The sequence below is a fragment of the Paraburkholderia sp. GAS38 genome (assembly GCF_050434965.1).
GTDB classification, from domain to species: Bacteria; Pseudomonadota; Gammaproteobacteria; order Burkholderiales; family Burkholderiaceae; genus Paraburkholderia; species Paraburkholderia phenazinium_A.
Map to the genome: position 1 here is coordinate 119,401 of NZ_JBNDJO010000008.1, position 18,576 is coordinate 137,976.

Consider the following 18,576-nt stretch of genomic DNA (forward strand, 5'->3'; position numbering starts at 1 on the left):
GCCGCCGATTTTTTTCCAATCTCTGGCTCACGGCGCGGATGGGATGTCTCTTGGGTCTACTGCAGTCTGATGCCTGAGATGTCGTCGGCGGGCGCAAGTCCGGTTGCCACAGCCAGCGCTTCCGTCATATGGCGTGCTTGCGAGCGAGCCACCTGGAAAGACAACTCGGCGCCACCGGGCAGGCGGAAGGTCATGACCAGATGCGGCGCAACGCCCGCATCCTCGCCGATTTCCCATGCTTCGCACGGCATCGCAAACTTCACGCTCTGTTTCTTGTGCCGGATACGCTCCGACCAGCCAATCGCATTCGATACAGCCGCCAGCAACTGGTGCATCACCGAGCAATGCAACGCAATCCGGTCCGGCTGATTACTCTGCAGCATCAGATACTGGCCGTCTTCCGTCAGCTCGAATCCGTGCAGCGAGTCGATTGCAAGGGCCACCGTCTGGGACATACAAAGACTCCAGAATAAAGCCAGTTCCGGAGTATAGAACGGTTTGGCCCCCGTGCGACCCACTGGGATTCCATACAGACTACCTCGACCTCATTACAACTTTCATACATTTCCTACGGTCATACTTACCCTCTCCGAGCGAGCCCAGAGAATTTTCATACCATAGCACGAAAAATATCGGACGCAACATCTGAGGTGCGTCGGGCGACGAGCATAGCCTTCTTGACGCCTCTCTTAGCCCGATACTGCGGATAATTCCGCAACCGGCGAGCCTCTCGCCCCGCACAGGTTGCCGGCGCGTGCCGCCAGCCAGCCTCCGAACGTACGGCAAACGTAATATTGATATACGTCTCTTCGTAAGCTATTTTACGCGCCATTCTGGCACAAGGCTGCCAGCCGACTGTATAAATTTATGGGATCGGCATTGCGAGGGTTGCAAGAAACAGACATGGCCGCGCCGGTCCACGGCCGACTTCCCGAGGCCTACAACCGCTCGTTGATGAGCCGTGCGGCGAGAAAATCGATCAGCAGACGCGTGCGCGCCGGCAGCTTGCGCGTGCGCAGCCATAAGGCGTGCAGCGGCAGTCCGGCGGGTTCGTAATCGGGCAGCACCAGCTCGACGCGTCCTGCCTCCAGCCAGTCGCGGATCTGCCAGAACGCCGCGAGTCCGATGCCCATGCCCGCCAGCACGCCCGCGTTGACCGCCGCCACCTGGTTGCTGTCGAAACGGCCGGCGACGTTGACCGCGATCTCCTCGCCTTGACGCGATCGGAAAGTCCAGCGCGCCGGGTGCGGCAAGCCGGTACGAATCACGCAGGCATGCTGGGCCAGGTCCTGCGGACGCAGCGGCCGACCGTGCTCCGCGAGATAACCGGGAGCCGCGAACGCCACCCGCCGGATCGTGCCGAGGCGCCGCGCGACGAGCCGCGAATCGGGCGTCTCGCCGATGCGGATCGTCACGTCGGCGCCGGTTTCGCTAGGGTCGCGATAATCGTCGGTCAAATCCAGCGAAAGCGTCACCCCGGCATGGCGCTGCAGATACTCGCCGACGAGCGGCGCGACATAGCGCGGGCCGAACAGCGTCGGCGCGTTGACGCGCAAGCGGCCGCTGAGCTGCTGCGCCTCTTCCGCCAATTCCGTGCGCGCCAGTTCGAGTTCGGCGAACGCGCCTTTGACGCGCTGGTAGAACTTCACGCCGGCCGGACTCGGGTGACAGGTGCGCGTGGTGCGTACGATCAGCGTCGCGCCGTGCGACTTCTCGAGCATCTGCAACGAACGGCTTACCGCCTGCAGCGAGCGGCCCAGCCGGCGCGCGGCGCTCGTCAGACTGCCCTCTTCGACGACGGCCACCAGGGTTTCGAGTTCGCGCAATGCGTCCATGCCGGATTCTCCCGCTCAGCGTGATGATGTATCGCTCTGCACGCTAATTGTGTTTGATGAACGTGAGAGTAGCATCGAACACTCCTCCACCCAACCCGCCCATCATGAATGCGCCCCTGTTCGAAACGGAAGTCGCAGCCACACCGGACGCGCCCGACGCGCCCTTCGCGAACGACGTCCCCACCGTGCGCTTCGCGCTCATGGTGGCCGTCGCGGTTCTGCCGCTCTATGCCTCGCAAACCTTGATTCCGTCGCTGAACGCATCGTTGCATCTCGGCGCGGCGATCACGCTCGTCACGGCCTTGACGCTGCTGGGCTATGCCGCGGGCCTGGTGGGTCTCGTGCCGCTCGTCGACCGGCGGCCGAATCGCGCCTTGATCGCCGGCACGCTGTGCGCCCAGGTGGTGTGCCTCGTCGTTGCCGCAGTGGCGCCGACGGCGGCGGTATTTCTCGGCGCGTCGTTTGCAGTGGGCGTCACCGCGAGCGCGGTGCAGATGCTGGTGCCCGCAGCAGCCTCGCTCGCGCCGCCGCACATGCGCGGCAAGGTGGTCGGCAACGTCATGAGCGGGCTGATGCTCGGCATCCTGCTGTCGCGCCCGCTTGCAAGCGTGGTGGGCGGAGCCGTCGGTTGGCGCGGCTTTTTTGCCGTCGACGCCGTGCTGGTCGCCGTCGCGACGCTGCTGGTGGTGCCGCGGCTGCCGGACATCCGCCCAGTAGGCGCGCCGTCGTATCTCGCGCTGATTGCCTCGATGGGCCGGCTGGTTGCGCATGAACCGGTCCTGCGTCGCCGGGCCCTTTACCAGGGACTCCTGATGGCCGGTTTTAACGTCTTCTGGAGCAGCGTGGCCGTGGTGCTCGCCCGCTCGCCGCTCCAACTCGACAGCACGCATATCGCGCTCTTTGCGCTCGCGGGCGGCGGCAGCGTCATCATCGCGCCGCTGGCCGGACGGCTTGGCGACCGAGGGCATACGACGCGCACGACCATGGTCGCGCACGGCGTCGCCATCGTGGCTGCGTTCGTCGCGGCGTGGGCGTTGTGCGATGGCGTGTCGCGCGCGGTGTCGATCGGACTGCTGGCGGTTGCCGCACTTGCGATTGACGGCGGCGTGATCGCGGATCAGGCGCTTGGCCGGCGCGCCATCAACCTGCTGGCGCCGCAGTCGCGCGGTCGTGTCAATGGCCTGTACACCGGGCTCTTTTTTATAGGCAGTGCCGGCGGTGCAGCGGTTGCGGGCCCCGCGTTGGCGCGCTGGGGTTGGCCCGGCGTGTGCGCCGTGGCACTCGTGTTCTTCGCCGCGGCGGGGTTGCTGCATCTCTTCGACTGCTTGCGTAGTCGCACCACCGCCAGCTTATGACCCGCTTCGTTTATACGCGCCATCAATCCACGCTTAATCAGGAGGTTTGCGATGCCATCATCCCCATCCACTCGCACAGACATGCGTTACCAAAGCGTCCACATCGACGGACTCGAGATCTTTTATCGCGAAGCCGGTCGTGCCGACGCGCCCGTTGTCCTGCTGCTGCATGGCTTTCCGTCGTCGTCGCGCATGTACGAGACGCTGATGCCGCTGCTTGCGCCACACTACCGGCTGATCGCGCCCGACTACCCGGGCTTCGGTCATAGCAGCGCGCCGTCGCCCGCGGAGTTTCGCTACACCTTCGACCAGCTCGCCCAGGTGATGGTGCGTTTCACCGAGAAGCTGGCGCTCACGCGTTATGCGTTGGTCGTGCAGGACTACGGCGGCCCGGTGGGTTTCCGGCTGGCGCTCGCGCATCCCGAACGGGTGGCCGCGCTGATCGTGCAGAACGCCGTCGCGCATGAAGAAGGACTCGGGCCGCTGTGGGATACCCGCAAGGCTTTCTGGCGCGACCGGGCGACCCACGAAGCCGCGTTGCGGGCCAATCTGCTGTCGTTCGACGCGACCCGGCTGCGCCACGTCGGCAAAAGCCCGCGTCCCGAGCGCTACGATCCCGATAGCTGGCACGACGAGTTCACGTTTCTCTCACGTCCAGGCCAGATCGACATTCAGACCGAGCTGTTTTACGACTACCGGACCAACGTAGAACGTTATCCGCAGTGGCAGCGGTATTTGCGCGAGCAGCAGCCGCCAACGCTGGTGCTATGGGGCAAGTACGATCCGTCGTTTGCTGTGGAAGGCGCGCATGCGTATCAGCGCGATGTGCCGGGCGCGGAGGTTCACTTGCTGGAGGGCGGTCATTTCGTGCTCGACGAAGCGTGCGATGAAGTGGCGTTGCGTATGGAGCGGTTTCTTTCTGGGGTGATGGTGTGAGGTCGTGAGGCTGCTTTCGCGCCGCGCGCGGATCGATGCGAAAAATCGCGCAGGTCGCGGCGGCGCCCCCGTCGCGTCGGCCAATATCAACTACCTACGGCATCACCCTCGCCCGTCGGCATCACCCCCGCCGACTCATGCCCCAACGGCGCCAGCAAATTGCGCAGCGCCGTAAAGCTAAGCGGCCGCGCGAACCAGAACCCTTGCACCTCATCGCAGCCGAGCTCGCGCAACCGCTCGGCCTGCTCCTCCGTCTCGACACCCTCCGCCGTCACGCGCAGCTTCAACGCGTGCGCCATGGCGATGATCGCGCCCACCAGCGCCGCGCATTGCGGATCGACCATCATTCGGATAACGAAAGACCGGTCGATCTTCAACCGGTTCAGCGGAAAGCGCGTCAGGTACGCGAGACTCGAATAGCCGGTGCCGAAATCGTCCACCGCCACTTCGACGCCCAGCTTGCGCAGCGCATGCAAGGTCTGCAGCGCCTCCTCGGTGTCGCCGAGCAAAACGCCTTCGGTGATTTCCACCTCGAGGTAGGACGGCGCGAGCCCCGCCTCGTGCAGCGCGCTTTCGATCGTCGCCAGCAGATTCTGCCGCTGGAATTGCTGCGGCGACACGTTCACCGCCACCCGCGGCAACGAGCCGGTGAGCCGCAGCAACCGGCCAGCATCGCGACACGCCGTGCGAATCACCCATTCGCCGATCCGCTCGATCAAACCTGCCTCCTCCGCGACCGGCACGAACTCGACCGGGCTGATCAAGCCGCGCTCCGGATGACGCCAGCGCAGCAGGGTCTCGACCTGCGCGATCCGCCCGGTCGCGAGCGTGATCTGCGGTTGATAGACCAGGTGCAGTTGCTGACGGTCGAGCGCCTCGCGCAACATGGTCTCGAGTTCGAAGCGGCGTGCGGCCTGCCCTTCGAGCGCCGCCGAAAAACGCCGCACCATATTGCCACCCGCCGCGCTCGCCGCCGACAACGCCACATTGGCCCGCCGCATCAGCGTGGACACGTCGGCGCCGTCGTCCGGATAGGTCGCGCAGCCGAGGCTTGCGGTGATCGTGAGCGGTGTGCCCGAACAGTCGATGGACTCCGAGATGCGCGCCAGCGCAGCCGCGGCCAGGGCCTCGGCGGCGGCCCCCGTCTCGTTGACCAGCAGTGCGAATTGCGCGCCGCTCATTGAGGCGATCGTGCCTTCGTACGCAATCAGGCCGCGCAGGCGCTCGCCGACAATCTGCAATACGAGTTCGGCCGCGTACGAACCGAGCGCGTCGCGCAGCTTGCGCAGCGAGTTCAGTTCGACGAGCAGCACCGCGAAGCCCGTGCCGTCGCGTCGGCACCGCGCCACCGTCAGGTCGAGCCGCTCGGCGAAGAGCGTCTGGTTCGGCAGGCGCGTGACGCCGTCATGATGCGAGACATACCAGAGCCTGGCTTCGGATTGCGCGTAGCGGGTCGTCTCGACGGCCATGCCCACGTAGCGTGCGGGGTTGCTGCCGGCGCCACGGTCGCGGTCGAGAGCGATCGGTTCATCGCCGGCGCGTCCGGGTATCCGCGAGAAAGCCGCCTCGCCCGTCAGAGGCGATAGAGCCAGCATGACCGCGATACGGGTGTTATTGCGCCGTACGTAGGTCCACTCGCTTTCGTAGCGGGTGGGACTCGTGAGGGATGTCGACGCCGCAGCGCCCGGCGTGTCCAGGCCCCAGCGCCCGACACCCGGCAATTCCGCGCGGCGCCGCGCGAGCTCCGCCGGGTCGTGCAGCGAATCGAACGTGCGACGGCCGACGAGCTCGTCCGCCCGGTAGCCGGTCAGTTGCTCGTAAGCCGCGTTGACGTAGCAAAAGGTGCCGTCCGCCGCGCACAGGAACACGCCATAGGGTGCAGCGGCAAGTGCGCTTTCGTGGACCTGCGGGTCGGCATGGAGATCGTATTGCATGCGGCCGCCCCTTCAGTGCAAAGACTTGCGTGTGCCGGCCCCTGCGTGCGCACATGGGAACTGCCGCCAATCCAGACGCCTGCTCATAACTCGCCCGCTCTCAGAATGATTCGAATGTGCCGTGCGCAGCCGCAAACGCATCGTCGCGCGGCCGCGAACGGTCCGGCGACGCCCGGCCGCTCCCTTGCCTCAATATCATCATAACGATTTCCGTCTGCCCATCCGCATTTACGCCGTCATGCAGCATTTTTGCGGACGGCGGTGGATGACAGCGGACCGAGGGGGCATGGCTGAGCGACTGCTCGAAATACCGCTTTATAGATTGTCCAGAATGCCCGAAATTAGCACAACGTCGGCGCTCCCATGCCGCCCAAGCTTTCCGTCTGAGGTTTCCATGAGCATCCCCACGCCTCTCCCGCTCGATGGCCTGCGCGTCGTCGAATTCACCCACATGGTCATGGGTCCGACCTGCGGCATGATCCTCGCCGACCTGGGCGCCGAGGTCATCAAGATCGAACCGCCCGGCGGCGACAAGACGCGCAAGCTACCGGGCCTCGGCATCGGCTTCTTTCGCTCGTTCAACCGCAACAAGAAAAGCGTGGTGCTCGACATCACGACGCCCGGGGGCCACGCCGCCGCGGTCGAACTGATCGGCCAGTGCGACGTCATGCTGGAAAACTTCCGTCCCGGGCTGATGACGCAGTTGGGCCTCGACTACGAGACGCTCTCGAAACGCTATCCGCGTCTGATCTACGTGTCGCACAAAGGCTTTCTGCCCGGCCCCTACGAGAAGCGCCTCGCGCTCGACGAGGTCGTGCAGATGATGGGCGGCCTCGCCTACATGACGGGCCCGGTGGGCCGGCCCTTGCGCGCCGGCACCTCGGTCAACGACATCATGGGCGGCATGTTCGGCGCCATCGGCGTGCTGGCCGCGCTGCGCGAGCGCGACACCACCGGCCGCGGGCAGGAGGTGCAAAGCGCGCTGTTCGAAAACTGCGTGTTCCTGAGCGCCCAGCATATGCAGCAGTACTCGATGACGCACGAAGCACCTCCACCGATGCCCTCGCGCGTCTCCGCATGGAGCGTCTACGACGTGTTCACGCTGGCCGACGGCGAGCAGCTCTTTATCGGCGCGGTCAGCGACAGGCAGTTCGTGACGCTATGCGAGGTGCTGCAATGCCCCGAACTCGTCGCCGAACCGCAATTCGCCAGCAACGCGCTGCGCGTCGCCGCGCGACCGCAACTGCTCGAGCGGCTCGGCGCGATTCTCAAGGACCATCATGCGGACGCGCTCGCGCTGCAACTGGAAGCCGCCGGGCTTCCGTACGCGCCGATCGTGCGGCCCGATCAGTTGCTCGACGATCCGCACCTGAAAGCGAGCGGCGGACTGGTGCCAATGGAAACAGAGGACGGCGGCACCACCGACGTCGTCCTGCTGCCGCTCCTGATGGGCGGCCGCCGGCCGGGGGTGCGCCAGGCGCTGGCGAAAGTGGGCGAGCACACCCAGGAAATTCTCGCGAGGCTGAAGGCGCGCGTGGTGTGATCCGGGGAAGCAGCGGGCTGAGGCTCGAAGAAGCAACCGCTCATTGACCACTGACCGGCAGCGCCACCAGTGCCACCCGTGTCACCCGAGCTGCCCGGGCCGCCTGCCCCGCCGGCGCGATAAATTTTCCCGTGGCCGTGTCGATTTCCTGTCTTCCCGCTCGTCATGTGGATGAAGCCCTGCTGAACCCGGCAAGGCCTCCTGATTCACGAACCCGCTTATACACAAGGAGCGACCGCCATGTCCGCACCCGCTGTCAAACCGATTCCGGAAGGAATGCACTCGCTGACGCCGCATCTGATTTGCGCCGGTGCCGCCGCAGCCATCCAGTTCTATAGCGACGCGTTTGGCGCCGTCGAACAGTTCCGCTTGCCCGGTCCGGAAGGCAAATTGATGCATGCCTGTGTGAAGATCGGCGACTCGATGCTGATGCTGGTCGATGAAATGGCCGGCTGCTCGATGCTCGGGCCGAGGGCCCTGAAAGGCTCGCCGGTGGCGATTCACCTGTACGTCCCGAATGTCGATGCCGTGGTCGCGCAGGCCGTCGCGGCCGGCGCCCGCATCACGATGCCCGCCGCCAATATGTTCTGGGGCGACCGCTTCGCGCAGCTCGAAGATCCGTTCGGGCATCGCTGGTCGGTGGCGACGCATCAACGTGATGTGCCGATGGAAGAGATGCAGGCGGCCGTGCGCGCGATGCAGCAATGAGCCCGCGGCGCCGCCGCCCAGCCGCTCAGCGCGTCACCGCATCGAACGAAAACGTGCCGAGCGCCGCCCGCACGTCGTCCAGCGTGCCTTGCGTGACCGCTTGCGCGCGCTGTGTGCCGGCACGCAGGACGTCGAACACATAACCCGGCTCGCGCGCGAACTGTTCGCGCCGCTCGCGGATGGGCGCAATCAGCGCCTGCAACTGCTCTTCGAGGCGGCGCTTGACCACCATGTCGCCGAGGCCGCCCGCGCGGTACTCGGCTTTCAGGCGCTCGACGGTGGCGCGATCTTCGTCGAAGGCATCGAGATAGGTGAAGACCATGTTGCCTTCCACCGTGCCCGGGTCGGAAGCGCGCAGATGGTTCGGATCGGTATACATGCTGCGGACCGACTCGCGGATCGCATCGGCCGAGGACGACAGCGGAATCGAGTTGCCTTGCGACTTGCTCATCTTGGCCTTGCCGTCGACGCCGGGCAGACGACCCGTGGTCGGAATCAGCGCTTGCGCCTCGGGCAGCACGTCGCGGCCCACCTGCCGATTGATGCGGCGAACGATTTCGTTGGTCTGCTCGATCAGCGGCGCCTGGTCTTCGCCGACCGGCACGACGTGGGCCTTGAAGCCGGTGATGTCGGCCGCCTGGGCGACCGGATAGCAGAGAAAGCCCGCCGGAATATCGCGGCCGAAGCCGCGCGCCTGAATCTCTTCCTTGATGGTCGGATTGCGCTCGAGGCGCGCGACGGTGACGAAGTTCATGTACAGCAGCGTCAACTCGGCGAGCGCCGGCAGCGCCGACTGCACCGCGATGGTGGTCTTGCCCGGATCGATGCCGACCGCCAGGTAGTCGAGCGCGACCTCGAGCACGTTGCGGCGCACCTTGTCGGGGTCGTGCGCGTTGTCGGTCATGGCCTGGGTGTCGGCGACCAGCACGAACTGCTGGTGCGTCTCCTGCAAGGCCAGACGGGTCTTCAACGAGCCGACATAATGGCCAAGGTGCAGCGGACCGGTGGGACGGTCGCCGGTTAGTACGGTACGACGGGGGGAGGCGGTGGGGTTCAGGCTGTCTTGCATGAAACGGGCTCTCTGAAAGCGCCGCCGCAGGACAAGCTAACCGGGGATACAGCACCATGTCAGCCCGACTGCGGCGGTCATGGTCGTAGTAAAGACGTGACGATGCCGCTCCTTCAGGAGCGCCACCAAGTGTAGATCAGGGGGACGTTCATCGTGCACATGGCGTAAGGATGCCATAGGTGCGCGGGCGTTGACAACGACCCCAGCAACGCCCACATCTCAAACCAGCGGCGCCACCGTCGGCTCCACTTCCGGTGCGCAATGCACGTTGAACCCGATCAGCTTGGACGGACCGAAGGTATTGCTCAAGGCCACATCCGCAGCATCGCGCCCGAGCGCCATCAACACCCGCCCCGTGCGGGCCACGTTGTTACGCGGATCGAAGGTTTGCCAGGTGCCGCCCAGATAAGCCTCGAACCACGCCGCAAAATCCATCGCACTGTGCGGCGGCGGCACGCCGACATCGCTGATATACCCTGTGCAATAGCGCGCCGGAATATTCATCGCGCGGCACAGCGCCACCGCCAGATGCGCGAAGTCGCGGCACACGCCGGTGCGCTCGTTCCAGGCCTGCCACGCGGTTTTGGTCGGCCGCGCGTGGCCGTAGCCGAACACGATATGACGATGCACGTAATCGCAGATCGCCTGGACCCGCGGCCGTCCCATCGGCGTTTTTCCGAACAGGCGCCACGCGAGATCGGAGAGCAGATCGGTTTCGCAATAGCGGCTGCCGAGCAGAAACATCAGCGTTTCATTCGGTAGCTCTTCGACCGGATGCTGGTAGCTGTTCGGCGCGATCGTTTCGGGCTCGGCGGAGATCTCGAGCACCGCCGTGGTCGACAGCGAGATGCGTCCCGCCGGCGCAAAGATGCGGCTGCACAGATTGCCGAAGCCGTCCCGGTACTGCGTAATCGGAACCGGCGGGTCGACCTTCAGCACGTCGGCGCTCAGCACATCCTGCACCCGCGAATAATGCGTGTTCAGCATGAGCATCATCGGAGTGGCTTGCTCACACTCGTAGACCAGATCGTAACCCACGCGCAATTTCATAAAACCGCCCTTGCTTCAGTCAAGACCTTCGGTTGGAACAATCAATCAGGACTCTCAAACATCCTCAGTCACGGATACGTCGACCTGCAGGCCGCGGAACGAATGGGCCGCGCCATGCCAGGTCCCCCACAGCGGCAGCGCCTGGTAGTAGTTCCAGGCCACCGCCACGCGAATCAGATGGCGATTGCCGATGATGCTGTTGGTCGGGTCGAAGTCCACCCAGCCGGCGCCCGGCAGGTAAATCTGCAGCCACGCATGAGTGGCGCCGCCGCCAAGCGTCGTGTCGAAATCGGGCACGAAGATGTAGCCGCTCACGAAGCGCGCGGCGAGCCCCAGCGAGCGCACCGCGTCCATCATCAACACCGCGAAATCGCGGCAACTGCCGCTGCGATGACGCAACGTATCGGCGGGACGGTAGACGCCCTTCTCCGTACGCCGCACATAGCGAAAACCGCTCTTGATCTCCTGCGTCATGGCCCGCAACAGCGTCATCGTGGACGTCGCGCCGCGCGTCGCGAGAAAGCGGCGAGCCCAGAGATCCACCTCGGCGTCGGGGTATTGCCGGCTGCGCGCGTTGACAAGATCCGAGGCTTCCTCGTTGGTGTAGGCGAGCGGCCAGGTGGCGGCGTATCGTTCGAGCGCGTAATCGGGAAGCGGCGATTCGTAGTGCTCGAGGGCCACCTGACTATCGAAGCACAGTTCGGGCGCCTCGCCGGAAAACGCGGCCACGCCCACCGAGTTGTCGAACACGTCGTGCAGCCAGTGCAGCCGCGACGGCGCCGGCGAGATCACCAGCTGGGTGGCGACGACGCGCACGTCGTGCCCCGAGCGCGGCCGGAACATCATCCGGTGCTCGCCGAAGCGCACCGGCTCCGAGTACCGATAGGTACTCACATGCCGCACGGTCAAACGCTGCGGTTCGGTGACCCTGCTGGCCCCCGGGATCAACTCGATGGTCACGTAACCGCCCATGAAAACCTGCTGGAACAGCAGGGACGGCAGCGACCGCCGCCGGCGTTATCTCGCCGCGTCTGACATTCAGGGTGGTGACACTGATTGCGCAGAAAACATCCTCCGGCCCAGCATACACCCGCCAGATTGGTGGAAAGTACTCATTTGGTTGAGGCTGGCGGTCGTGCGTGTGGAGAACCCGATAGTTATCCCCAGTTTCTGTTCGCAAATCTGTTGATAACTATCTGACGAAACCCGTAAGTGGTTGATGCGGTTCGACTTTACTGGACGACGTCGAAACGGGGCAGGCTACCCTGATAGACAGGGCGTTTTTGAACCGCCGCAGCGGTCAGACGCTACGGCCCGCTGTATCCGCCTGCCCGTTCTCATGCAGCTTCGGCGCCGTCTTCTGCTCCTCCGCCCATTGGCGCCGCGAACGGTACATCGTGCCGAGCGCGAGCCGCGCCATCTTCACCCAGCCCGAGCGCCGCGGGTCCGCCAGCATGCTCAGCGCCCGTGCATAGTCGAGCGTGAGACCCGGCGTCCAGGCCATCGTCGCGGCGCGTTTGCGCACCTGGGCGGCCACCCACAACTCGGGCGTGGCGATCACTCTCATGAACGGCCGCCAGCCGTTGTGACGGCCCCATACGCGCGCCGACGCCCCTTCGATCGCCGCTTCCAGCGCACGCGAGACGGTGCTCGAGCAATTGCGGTACGTGAGGTTGTAGGTCGTATCCTGCCGGTAGGTCTCCCAGAAGCGCCGCAGCCGCTCGGGATCGTAGTTGCGGATGCGCACCTGCACCGTCGACGCGCACCAGGCCGTCGATTCGGTCCCGTAGTCGGGCTGGAACAAACCCGGCACGTCGTTCTCGCGAGTGGCCCGCAAGAGCCGCGTGAACTCGTCCGGCGAGCGGTCGATCTCCACGCCCGGATACAGGCTGATGTAGACGCCCTCGGGCGACTCGAGGGCCGCATGTCCGGTCGAGATCACGCCGTTGCGGTCCACTGCGGCGATATAGCGGTCGATGATCGGCTGCCGGCGCGCCTCGCCCTTCGACGATCCGACCGGCGTCCACACGTGCACGGTCAGCGCGGGTTCGTCCGCGGCCGGCGGACCGTCCCACACGCCCACGGCCGGCGCCGGCTGCGGCGGCTCGACGGTCGCGCTGGCGGCCTGCGCGGCGTCGTCGGCGGCCACCGCGGGGTTCGACGACAAGCGTCGCACGCGCGAGCCCAGCAGGATCATGTTCCAGCCGCCGAACATCAGGCCAAGGCCGAGGCAGTACGGAACGGTGCCCACGTAGTGGGTCGGAAACGGCTGGTAGAAGAAAATCGCCAGCGCGATTTCGACGACGCCCCCTGCCACCGCGAAACGCCAGGTGCGAAAGCGCACGACGCGCGCAGAGATGATCTGCAACAGACCATCGGCAAAAAAGAGCGTGCCGAAGATCATCGAGAGGATGAAGTTGCCGTGATGATGGCCGGCGAGGATCAGAAGCGCGGCCACGCAGAACGCCAGGCCTTTCACGTAGCGCAACGTGCGTTGCCCGCCCATGCCGGTCCAGGCGACCGTGAGCGTGGCGAGACCTTCGAGCAGCAGCAGGCAGGCGAACGGTGTGATGGGGAAGTACAGCGCGCTGTCGAGCGCGTCGATGAAGACCGCGATGCCAAGGATCAGACTGATCCAGCCTGCTGTCGTGAGCGCGCGCCAACGGGTGCGCAGATAGTCGACTCCCAACAGGATCATCACCAGACGAACCATCGTCAGTCTCCGGATGCCGGCGCCGTGTTCGAGCGTCGCCGCACCAGGACCCCAGAACGCTGCGCGGCAACGTGCCTTTCACGGTTATATCGCAGGCTCGCGGTATGCCGCAATGGCGCCGCACCGAAGCTGCGAGAAAAATGGGGGAGATCGCACCGCCGGGTCATGCGGCGCGGGTACGCCAGCGCGTCGCCTCAGCCGTCGCGCGATCTTGCCGCTACGCCGCTTCACTCAGCCGTCGCGCCGCCCCGCTCTCGCGGGCACCGCCGCGCCACGCAGCGAAGCAGGACGCGCTTTCTGCGCCTTCCATTTCTGCGCGACAGCGGCGAGCAACAGCAGTGCGCCGATCGCGACCGCGTCGCCCGCCAGCCCGTTCAGCCAGGCCGGCCCTCTCGCGAGCCGCACGGCGGTATCGACGCCGATCGACACGACCGTGCCGCCGACAAAACACACGAGGCCCTGCTTGCCGACGGTGACAACGGCCGGCAAGCGCTCTGCTATCCAGCGTACTGCCTGCGCGCGCACCGCTTGCGCCACGAGCCACGCAATCGCCACAAAGCTGACGACGCGCACCGCCGCGAGGTTCTGCTTCATATAGCCTGGCGTGGCCTGGGTTTCGAGGCACAGCTTGACGAACGCAAAGGTGAGCGCCACCGCGATAGCCGCCACGGTCAGCGAACGCCCCGCCCTCGACACCTGAAACGCGTTCGATACCGGATGCAGACGGCATAGGATGCCGAGCATGAACATCAGTTGCCAGGCGAACGGATTGAAAGCCCAGCCGCCGGGATCCGCACTCGGCAGCACGCGCGCGAGCCATGCGCCGGCCAGCCACACCGCCAGACTTGCGAACAGCGCCACAGCCGGCCGGCGATTCGCCAGCGGCACCGAGAGCGGCACGCAGAGCGCGAACAGCGTGTACATCGGCAGCACCGCGGAGAGGAACGGTTGATGACGCAACGTGACGATGCCCAGCAACGTGCCGACCGGATGCCGCAGCAGATCGCCCCACCCTGTCTCGCCCACGACCGGGGAATCGACATGCCCGAGCATCAGCGCAGCGCCGGCCAGCAGCATCAGCGCGGCCGTGAACAGATATGCGCGGTAGATCTCCCATGCGCGCACCACAAAGCGTCGCTTGGCGGCGTGCTCGCTGCGATATGTCGCGACATTCATAAAGGCAGCCGCCGATGCATAGCCGCCAAGAAACACGAATACTTCGGCCGCGTCGCAATACGCATAGTTGTGCAGCATGAATCGCGACAGCACGCTGCCCTGGATATGGTCGAGCGCGATCACGATCAGGACGACTCCGCGCAGGAAGTCGACTTCGAGCGATCGGCGGACGGGGGAATTCATCAACGACGACTCCGTTTGCTGTTCGGCCGGAACCTGCTCCAGCCCGCATGACGCATCGGATCGGGCAGGTTTGCGCGACGCCGCCAGGCACTACTGAACGCTAGGTCATGGGGGCCTGCAATTCAATGACGTACGTGTACAGCGATTTTTCAGCGCGTTACGTCACGCGGTCACAGGGTCAAGCGCGCAGGCCGCGTCATGCCAGTCCGACACGAGCGCGCATGCGCGGTTCCCGCCGAGAATGCATCGATATATTTCATGCATTCAGCATGCGATGTGCCCGCGCTGACGTGGGGTCAGGAGAACCACCAGCTCAGGCGATCCGAGCGGCCCAGTTCATGGCTCAGCGGTGAGGTGGAGAGCATCGCGACGAGCAGCATCGCAGCCAGCGTGACGAATACCAGCACGTAACCCACCGGCGTCAGCGGTGCGCCGGCATGCGCGAGTCGCAGCGCCGCGCGCGCGATCCGCTTGCCCATGCCGGCGATGAACCGGACAGGTCCATAGCGCAGCAGCGCCGGCGAGCGCGACGGCGCAAGCGCAGGCGCCGCCCTCGGCAGACGCATGGCGCCTTTCAACTGCAACACCAGTGACTCGATGATGAACATGAACCGACTCCCGTCGCACCCGCGCAATGCGGGCGCATTCTCAAGACGCGACGATGCTTCACATGGCAGCCCTGCCATGTGCGTCAAACGTTGGGAGCGTGCTGAAAACAGGCCTCAAACAGCCTGTTGTTATTGAAGCGCGCTAGCCCGGCCGAAGCGAGCTAGCGGCAAAGGAGGAACCCTGCGTTGCGCTATCTCGCGGCGGAAAAACCGGTTGATGCCGGCATCGATCTTCGACCACTCAAGCAACCATCCACGAGGGACTCCTGTGATGTAACGACCACGATTCTATTCGGCGCACGAGCGCGCCGGCAAGTAAAAAAGTCATAAAGCGAAGGGCGTGACGGGGCGCAAATTCCATCGTCGGGCGTGACACCTGGTTACAAAATAAACCCAGCGAAATCCCCGCAATACGCAAAGACTTTCTGCCCGCTTGCGCGCCCCTTTTACGTTGCCGAATGCACTCGCGTCAAGCCGCTGCGGCCTGCAACATCGCATCGCCCTGCTCACCGCCCAATGCCGCGACGATATCGGCGAACATGCGTGCGAGCTCGCCTGTCATCAGCGTCATATCCGAGTCGAATACCTCGTCGTCGTTCTGCGCGGTGGGATCGCTGGCGTCCTTGATCACATCGAGCGGCGTGATGCGCTTGATGGTCAGCGACGGCGTGAGAACAAATGAAACGCGGTCGTCCCATGTCATCGCCAGACGCATGCATTGCTTGCCGGCTTCGATGTGGCGACGCATGTCGTCGACATCCAGCGCATGGCCGACGTAGCGCACGGTCGCATTGCCTTGCGCCGGGGAGCGCAACTCGGTGTCCTGATCGAGCGTGAAGCCGGCGGGCGCCTCGCCCGACAACAGCCACTCCGTCATGGCCGCCACCGGCGACTGCGCGACGCGCACGCTCGCGAGCGGCAACTGATCGATCGATTTGACCAGCAAGCCGAGCACCTCGTCAGCGACGGCTTGCGACGCGGCATCGATGACGAGCCAGCCGTGCACCGTGTCGATCCAGACGCGCGTGTCGCGGCGAATGCTGAAGGCGCGCGGCAGCAGTTCGTCGGTGACCTGCTCCTTGAGTTCGCGCATCTGCTTGCGGCCGAGCTTGAAACCCTGCTGCTCTTCGACTTCGAGCGCACGCGCCTTGGTCACCTGCGTCACCACCGACGCGGGAAGCAGCTTCTTTTCGGTGCGGAACACCAGCAGCATCTGGCGGTTGATCGAATAGACGAGCGCGTCGTTATCGCGCGGCGAGGCCCACCCCTGGGTTTGCATCTCGACGCTGCTACCCGGCTGGAATGCGTGCGGCGCAAGCCACTTTTCCATTTGCTCGGGGGTGACGGTCCACGGAATGGGGAGACGATGAAGCTGAAGGTTTTTGAACCACATGAGCGTACGGGCAAAGCGCACCATTCTATACGACACGACGCCAACCGCTGTCCGCCGTTTTTCGCCCAAATCACCTAGACTTTTGACATGCAGTGGAAATGGATGGAGGCTGCCATGGCGGAATCGATGGTTAGCATCGTAGTGGGACTGGTCGTCATCGTCACCGGTGTCATGATCCTCAGCGCGCACTACCGGCGCGAGCATCACCGAGCGAGGCCCCTGGCGCGGCTGGACGGCCACCGGCTGTGGGACCGGATGCGACACCGGCACTGACGCCCGCGGCGCACTGGACGCCGCACAGCGCCCTCAGTCCGGCCGCGACGCTGAAGCGGCATCACGTACACCGCGCGCACCCACACCCTGCACGCAAGGCCCGAACGGAGGCCACCATGTCGGAAGAAACCCACGCCTGGCAAACGGTTGAATACGAAGGCTTCGAGATTCACACCTCACCGCGCCCAAAACAGCCCGACGAGAGCCGCTTCACCTACCTCGGCTATGTGTGTCACCCGGGCGCCGATCCGGCGCTGCCGGGTCACATAGTGCCGTTTCACGCAGACGGCGAAGAGTCGTTTGCCAGTCTGGCGGATGCGCTTTACGAAGCCTTGCATGCGGGGCGCAGCATCGTCGACGGCACGCATCCGGACCTGTCGGTGCTCGGGCTTGTGACGGGCGGTGTGTGAGCGGGCTCGGAAGACGGCGCCGGCAGCAATGGGTGGCATGACTCAGGTAGCCGCTTTGGCTGTGGCTTTAGCTGCGGCTTCGGGCGACCACCAGGCCAGCGGCTAAGGCAGACGCCCGGCCACCGCCGAGTCGCGGCCGTGCCACGCCAGCCCGGTCGGACCGTCGCCGCCGGAAATCTGCTGTGCAAGCGTCAACATGCGCTGATTCGCGCTCTCCGGCGCGAAGGTCGCCACCTTCCTGAGCGCGTTCTGCACCACGGTTCGACGCAGCAGCGTATCCGTGTGCAAACGCTCGATGGCGCGCGCCATTTCGTCGACATCGCCGATCGGCACCAGCAAACCGGCTTTGCCGCCCTCGAGCAGATCGCGCGGACCGGTGGGGCAATCGGTCGAAATCACTGGCGTGCCGAGCGCCATCGCCTCGCCGAGCACCATGCCGAAACCTTCGTAGCGGCTGCTGAGCACCAGCATTTCCGCCTGACGAATAAAAGGAAACGGGTTCGAGCAGAAGCCGAGGAAATGGACGGACTTGCGAATCCCGAGTTCGACGGCGAGGCGCTCGAGCATCGCCTGGTCGGGCCCCTCGCCGATCACCACGAGGTCGGCCGTACTCAGCCGTTGCGCGCGCACATAGGCAAACGCACGCAGCAGCGTCGTATGATCCTTTTGCCCTTCGTCGAGACGCGCCACCGAGACGATAAACGTCTGCGCCGGACGCTCGATCGTCGCCCGCGCTTTCAGGCGCAACGACTCGACGTCGATGACGTTCGGCAGTTCGACGAGATTCACCCGGCCCGGTGGGAACAGCGCCTGTCCTTCCCGCAACATGTCGGGCGTCAGCACCGCGATCGCGGCATAGCGGGAATACTGCCTGGTGCGGCGCGCCAGGTAGCGCGCGCTCTTCTCGCCAAAACGCGCGGCGAGACTGAAGTGACTCACCCCGATCCACGGCACGTTGCAGGTGCCGGCCAGATGCCGCAGCGAAAAATCGAAGTCGCAGACAATATCCTGGTCCCGCGCAATCCGCCGAAAACGCAGCGCGGCGAGCGGCCGGATCACACAGTAGGTCAGCACCTTGTGCAGCAGCTTCAGGTGGCCGCCCAGTTTGCCCTGCCGGCGTATTTCGTGCAGCGCGTTCATCCACTTCGCGGACGCCAGCACATGCACGGGCACGTCGTCGGGAATCGAATGGGCGCGCCAGAACAGCAGTTCGTCAGTCGGATAGGTCACGCTGACGCTGGGCGCGAAGAGTTGCCGGTCGAGCGTCTTCAACCAGGCCAGCAGGGAGGTTTCCGTGCCGCCCTTGCCGAAATCGTTGATGTGAAACAGGATGCGCCGCGGCGGATCGAACAGTTCGGTGCGGTCGTGTCGACTATCGTATTTCATACTC

General features: G+C 65.0%; 17 protein-coding genes. 6 read left to right on the forward strand and 11 right to left on the reverse strand.

Features of this window, described 5'->3' with window-relative positions; genetic code table 11:
• Positions 1 to 56 precede the first annotated feature (56 nt).
• On the reverse strand, positions 57 to 455 hold the full coding sequence (locus P3T42_RS20070; protein ID WP_074301942.1) for a hypothetical protein: 399 nt from the start codon (positions 453 to 455) through the stop codon (positions 57 to 59).
• 483 nt (positions 456 to 938) lie between these two features.
• Positions 939 to 1,835, reverse strand: coding sequence for a LysR family transcriptional regulator (locus tag P3T42_RS20075; RefSeq protein WP_429307028.1), 897 nt, complete (start codon positions 1,833 to 1,835; stop codon positions 939 to 941).
• A 104-nt stretch (positions 1,836 to 1,939) separates the two neighbouring features.
• On the opposite strand from P3T42_RS20075, the gene P3T42_RS20080 reads away from it, so the two are divergent.
• Positions 1,940 to 3,190, forward strand: a complete 1,251-nt coding sequence (locus P3T42_RS20080) for an MFS transporter (RefSeq protein WP_429307029.1) — start codon at positions 1,940 to 1,942, stop codon at positions 3,188 to 3,190.
• A 51-nt stretch (positions 3,191 to 3,241) separates the two neighbouring features.
• Complete coding sequence (locus tag P3T42_RS20085) at positions 3,242 to 4,126, forward strand: alpha/beta fold hydrolase (protein ID WP_429307030.1); 885 nt, start codon at positions 3,242 to 3,244, stop codon at positions 4,124 to 4,126.
• Between the two features lie 86 nt (positions 4,127 to 4,212).
• Here P3T42_RS20085 and P3T42_RS20090 read toward each other — a convergent pair whose 3' ends face one another.
• Positions 4,213 to 6,060 (reverse strand): sensor domain-containing protein, encoded by a 1,848-nt coding sequence (locus P3T42_RS20090; protein ID WP_429307031.1) that lies wholly within the window; start codon positions 6,058 to 6,060, stop codon positions 4,213 to 4,215.
• A gap of 394 nt (positions 6,061 to 6,454) precedes the next feature.
• Here P3T42_RS20090 and P3T42_RS20095 point away from each other — a divergent pair, with 394 nt between their 5' ends.
• Both P3T42_RS20095 and P3T42_RS20100 read left to right on the forward strand, forming a co-directional pair.
• The gene (locus P3T42_RS20095) at positions 6,455 to 7,603 is read left to right on the forward strand and encodes a CaiB/BaiF CoA transferase family protein (RefSeq protein ID WP_429307032.1); all 1,149 of its coding nucleotides are present in this window, start codon (positions 6,455 to 6,457) and stop codon (positions 7,601 to 7,603) included.
• Between the two features lie 240 nt (positions 7,604 to 7,843).
• Complete coding sequence (locus P3T42_RS20100; protein ID WP_429307033.1) at positions 7,844 to 8,311, forward strand: VOC family protein; 468 nt, start codon at positions 7,844 to 7,846, stop codon at positions 8,309 to 8,311.
• A gap of 25 nt (positions 8,312 to 8,336) precedes the next feature.
• On the opposite strand, the gene trpS is transcribed toward P3T42_RS20100, so the two are convergent.
• From trpS to P3T42_RS20135, 7 genes are all read right to left on the reverse strand, one after another.
• Positions 8,337 to 9,380 (reverse strand): tryptophan--tRNA ligase, encoded by a 1,044-nt coding sequence (gene trpS / locus P3T42_RS20105; protein WP_429307034.1) that lies wholly within the window; start codon positions 9,378 to 9,380, stop codon positions 8,337 to 8,339.
• A 219-nt stretch (positions 9,381 to 9,599) separates the two neighbouring features.
• The gene (locus P3T42_RS20110; protein ID WP_074301949.1) at positions 9,600 to 10,430 is read right to left on the reverse strand and encodes a transglutaminase-like domain-containing protein; all 831 of its coding nucleotides are present in this window, start codon (positions 10,428 to 10,430) and stop codon (positions 9,600 to 9,602) included.
• Between the two features lie 54 nt (positions 10,431 to 10,484).
• Entirely contained in the window at positions 10,485 to 11,402 is a 918-nt protein-coding gene (locus P3T42_RS20115) for a transglutaminase family protein (RefSeq protein ID WP_074301950.1), read from the reverse strand.
• Positions 11,403 to 11,730: 328 nt separating this feature from the next.
• The gene (locus tag P3T42_RS20120) at positions 11,731 to 13,143 is read right to left on the reverse strand and encodes an HdeD family acid-resistance protein (protein WP_429307035.1); all 1,413 of its coding nucleotides are present in this window, start codon (positions 13,141 to 13,143) and stop codon (positions 11,731 to 11,733) included.
• A gap of 231 nt (positions 13,144 to 13,374) precedes the next feature.
• Positions 13,375 to 14,502 carry an OpgC domain-containing protein gene (locus P3T42_RS20125; protein WP_429307036.1) on the reverse strand — a complete coding sequence of 376 codons (1,128 nt, stop codon included), beginning with the start codon at positions 14,500 to 14,502 and terminating at the stop codon, positions 13,375 to 13,377.
• A gap of 296 nt (positions 14,503 to 14,798) precedes the next feature.
• Positions 14,799 to 15,110 (reverse strand): hypothetical protein, encoded by a 312-nt coding sequence (locus tag P3T42_RS20130; RefSeq protein WP_429307037.1) that lies wholly within the window; start codon positions 15,108 to 15,110, stop codon positions 14,799 to 14,801.
• 469 nt (positions 15,111 to 15,579) lie between these two features.
• Positions 15,580 to 16,503, reverse strand: coding sequence for a recombination-associated protein RdgC (locus P3T42_RS20135; protein ID WP_429307038.1), 924 nt, complete (start codon positions 16,501 to 16,503; stop codon positions 15,580 to 15,582).
• 126 nt (positions 16,504 to 16,629) lie between these two features.
• Here P3T42_RS20135 and P3T42_RS20140 point away from each other — a divergent pair, with 126 nt between their 5' ends.
• Entirely contained in the window at positions 16,630 to 16,776 is a 147-nt protein-coding gene (locus P3T42_RS20140; protein ID WP_171991764.1) for a hypothetical protein, read from the forward strand.
• A gap of 116 nt (positions 16,777 to 16,892) precedes the next feature.
• Positions 16,893 to 17,186, forward strand: a complete 294-nt coding sequence (locus P3T42_RS20145) for a hypothetical protein (RefSeq protein ID WP_429307039.1) — start codon at positions 16,893 to 16,895, stop codon at positions 17,184 to 17,186.
• Positions 17,187 to 17,288: 102 nt separating this feature from the next.
• Here the strand turns inward: P3T42_RS20145 and P3T42_RS20150 are convergent, their stop codons facing one another.
• Positions 17,289 to 18,572 (reverse strand): glycosyltransferase, encoded by a 1,284-nt coding sequence (locus P3T42_RS20150; RefSeq protein ID WP_429307040.1) that lies wholly within the window; start codon positions 18,570 to 18,572, stop codon positions 17,289 to 17,291.
• Positions 18,573 to 18,576 lie beyond the last annotated feature (4 nt).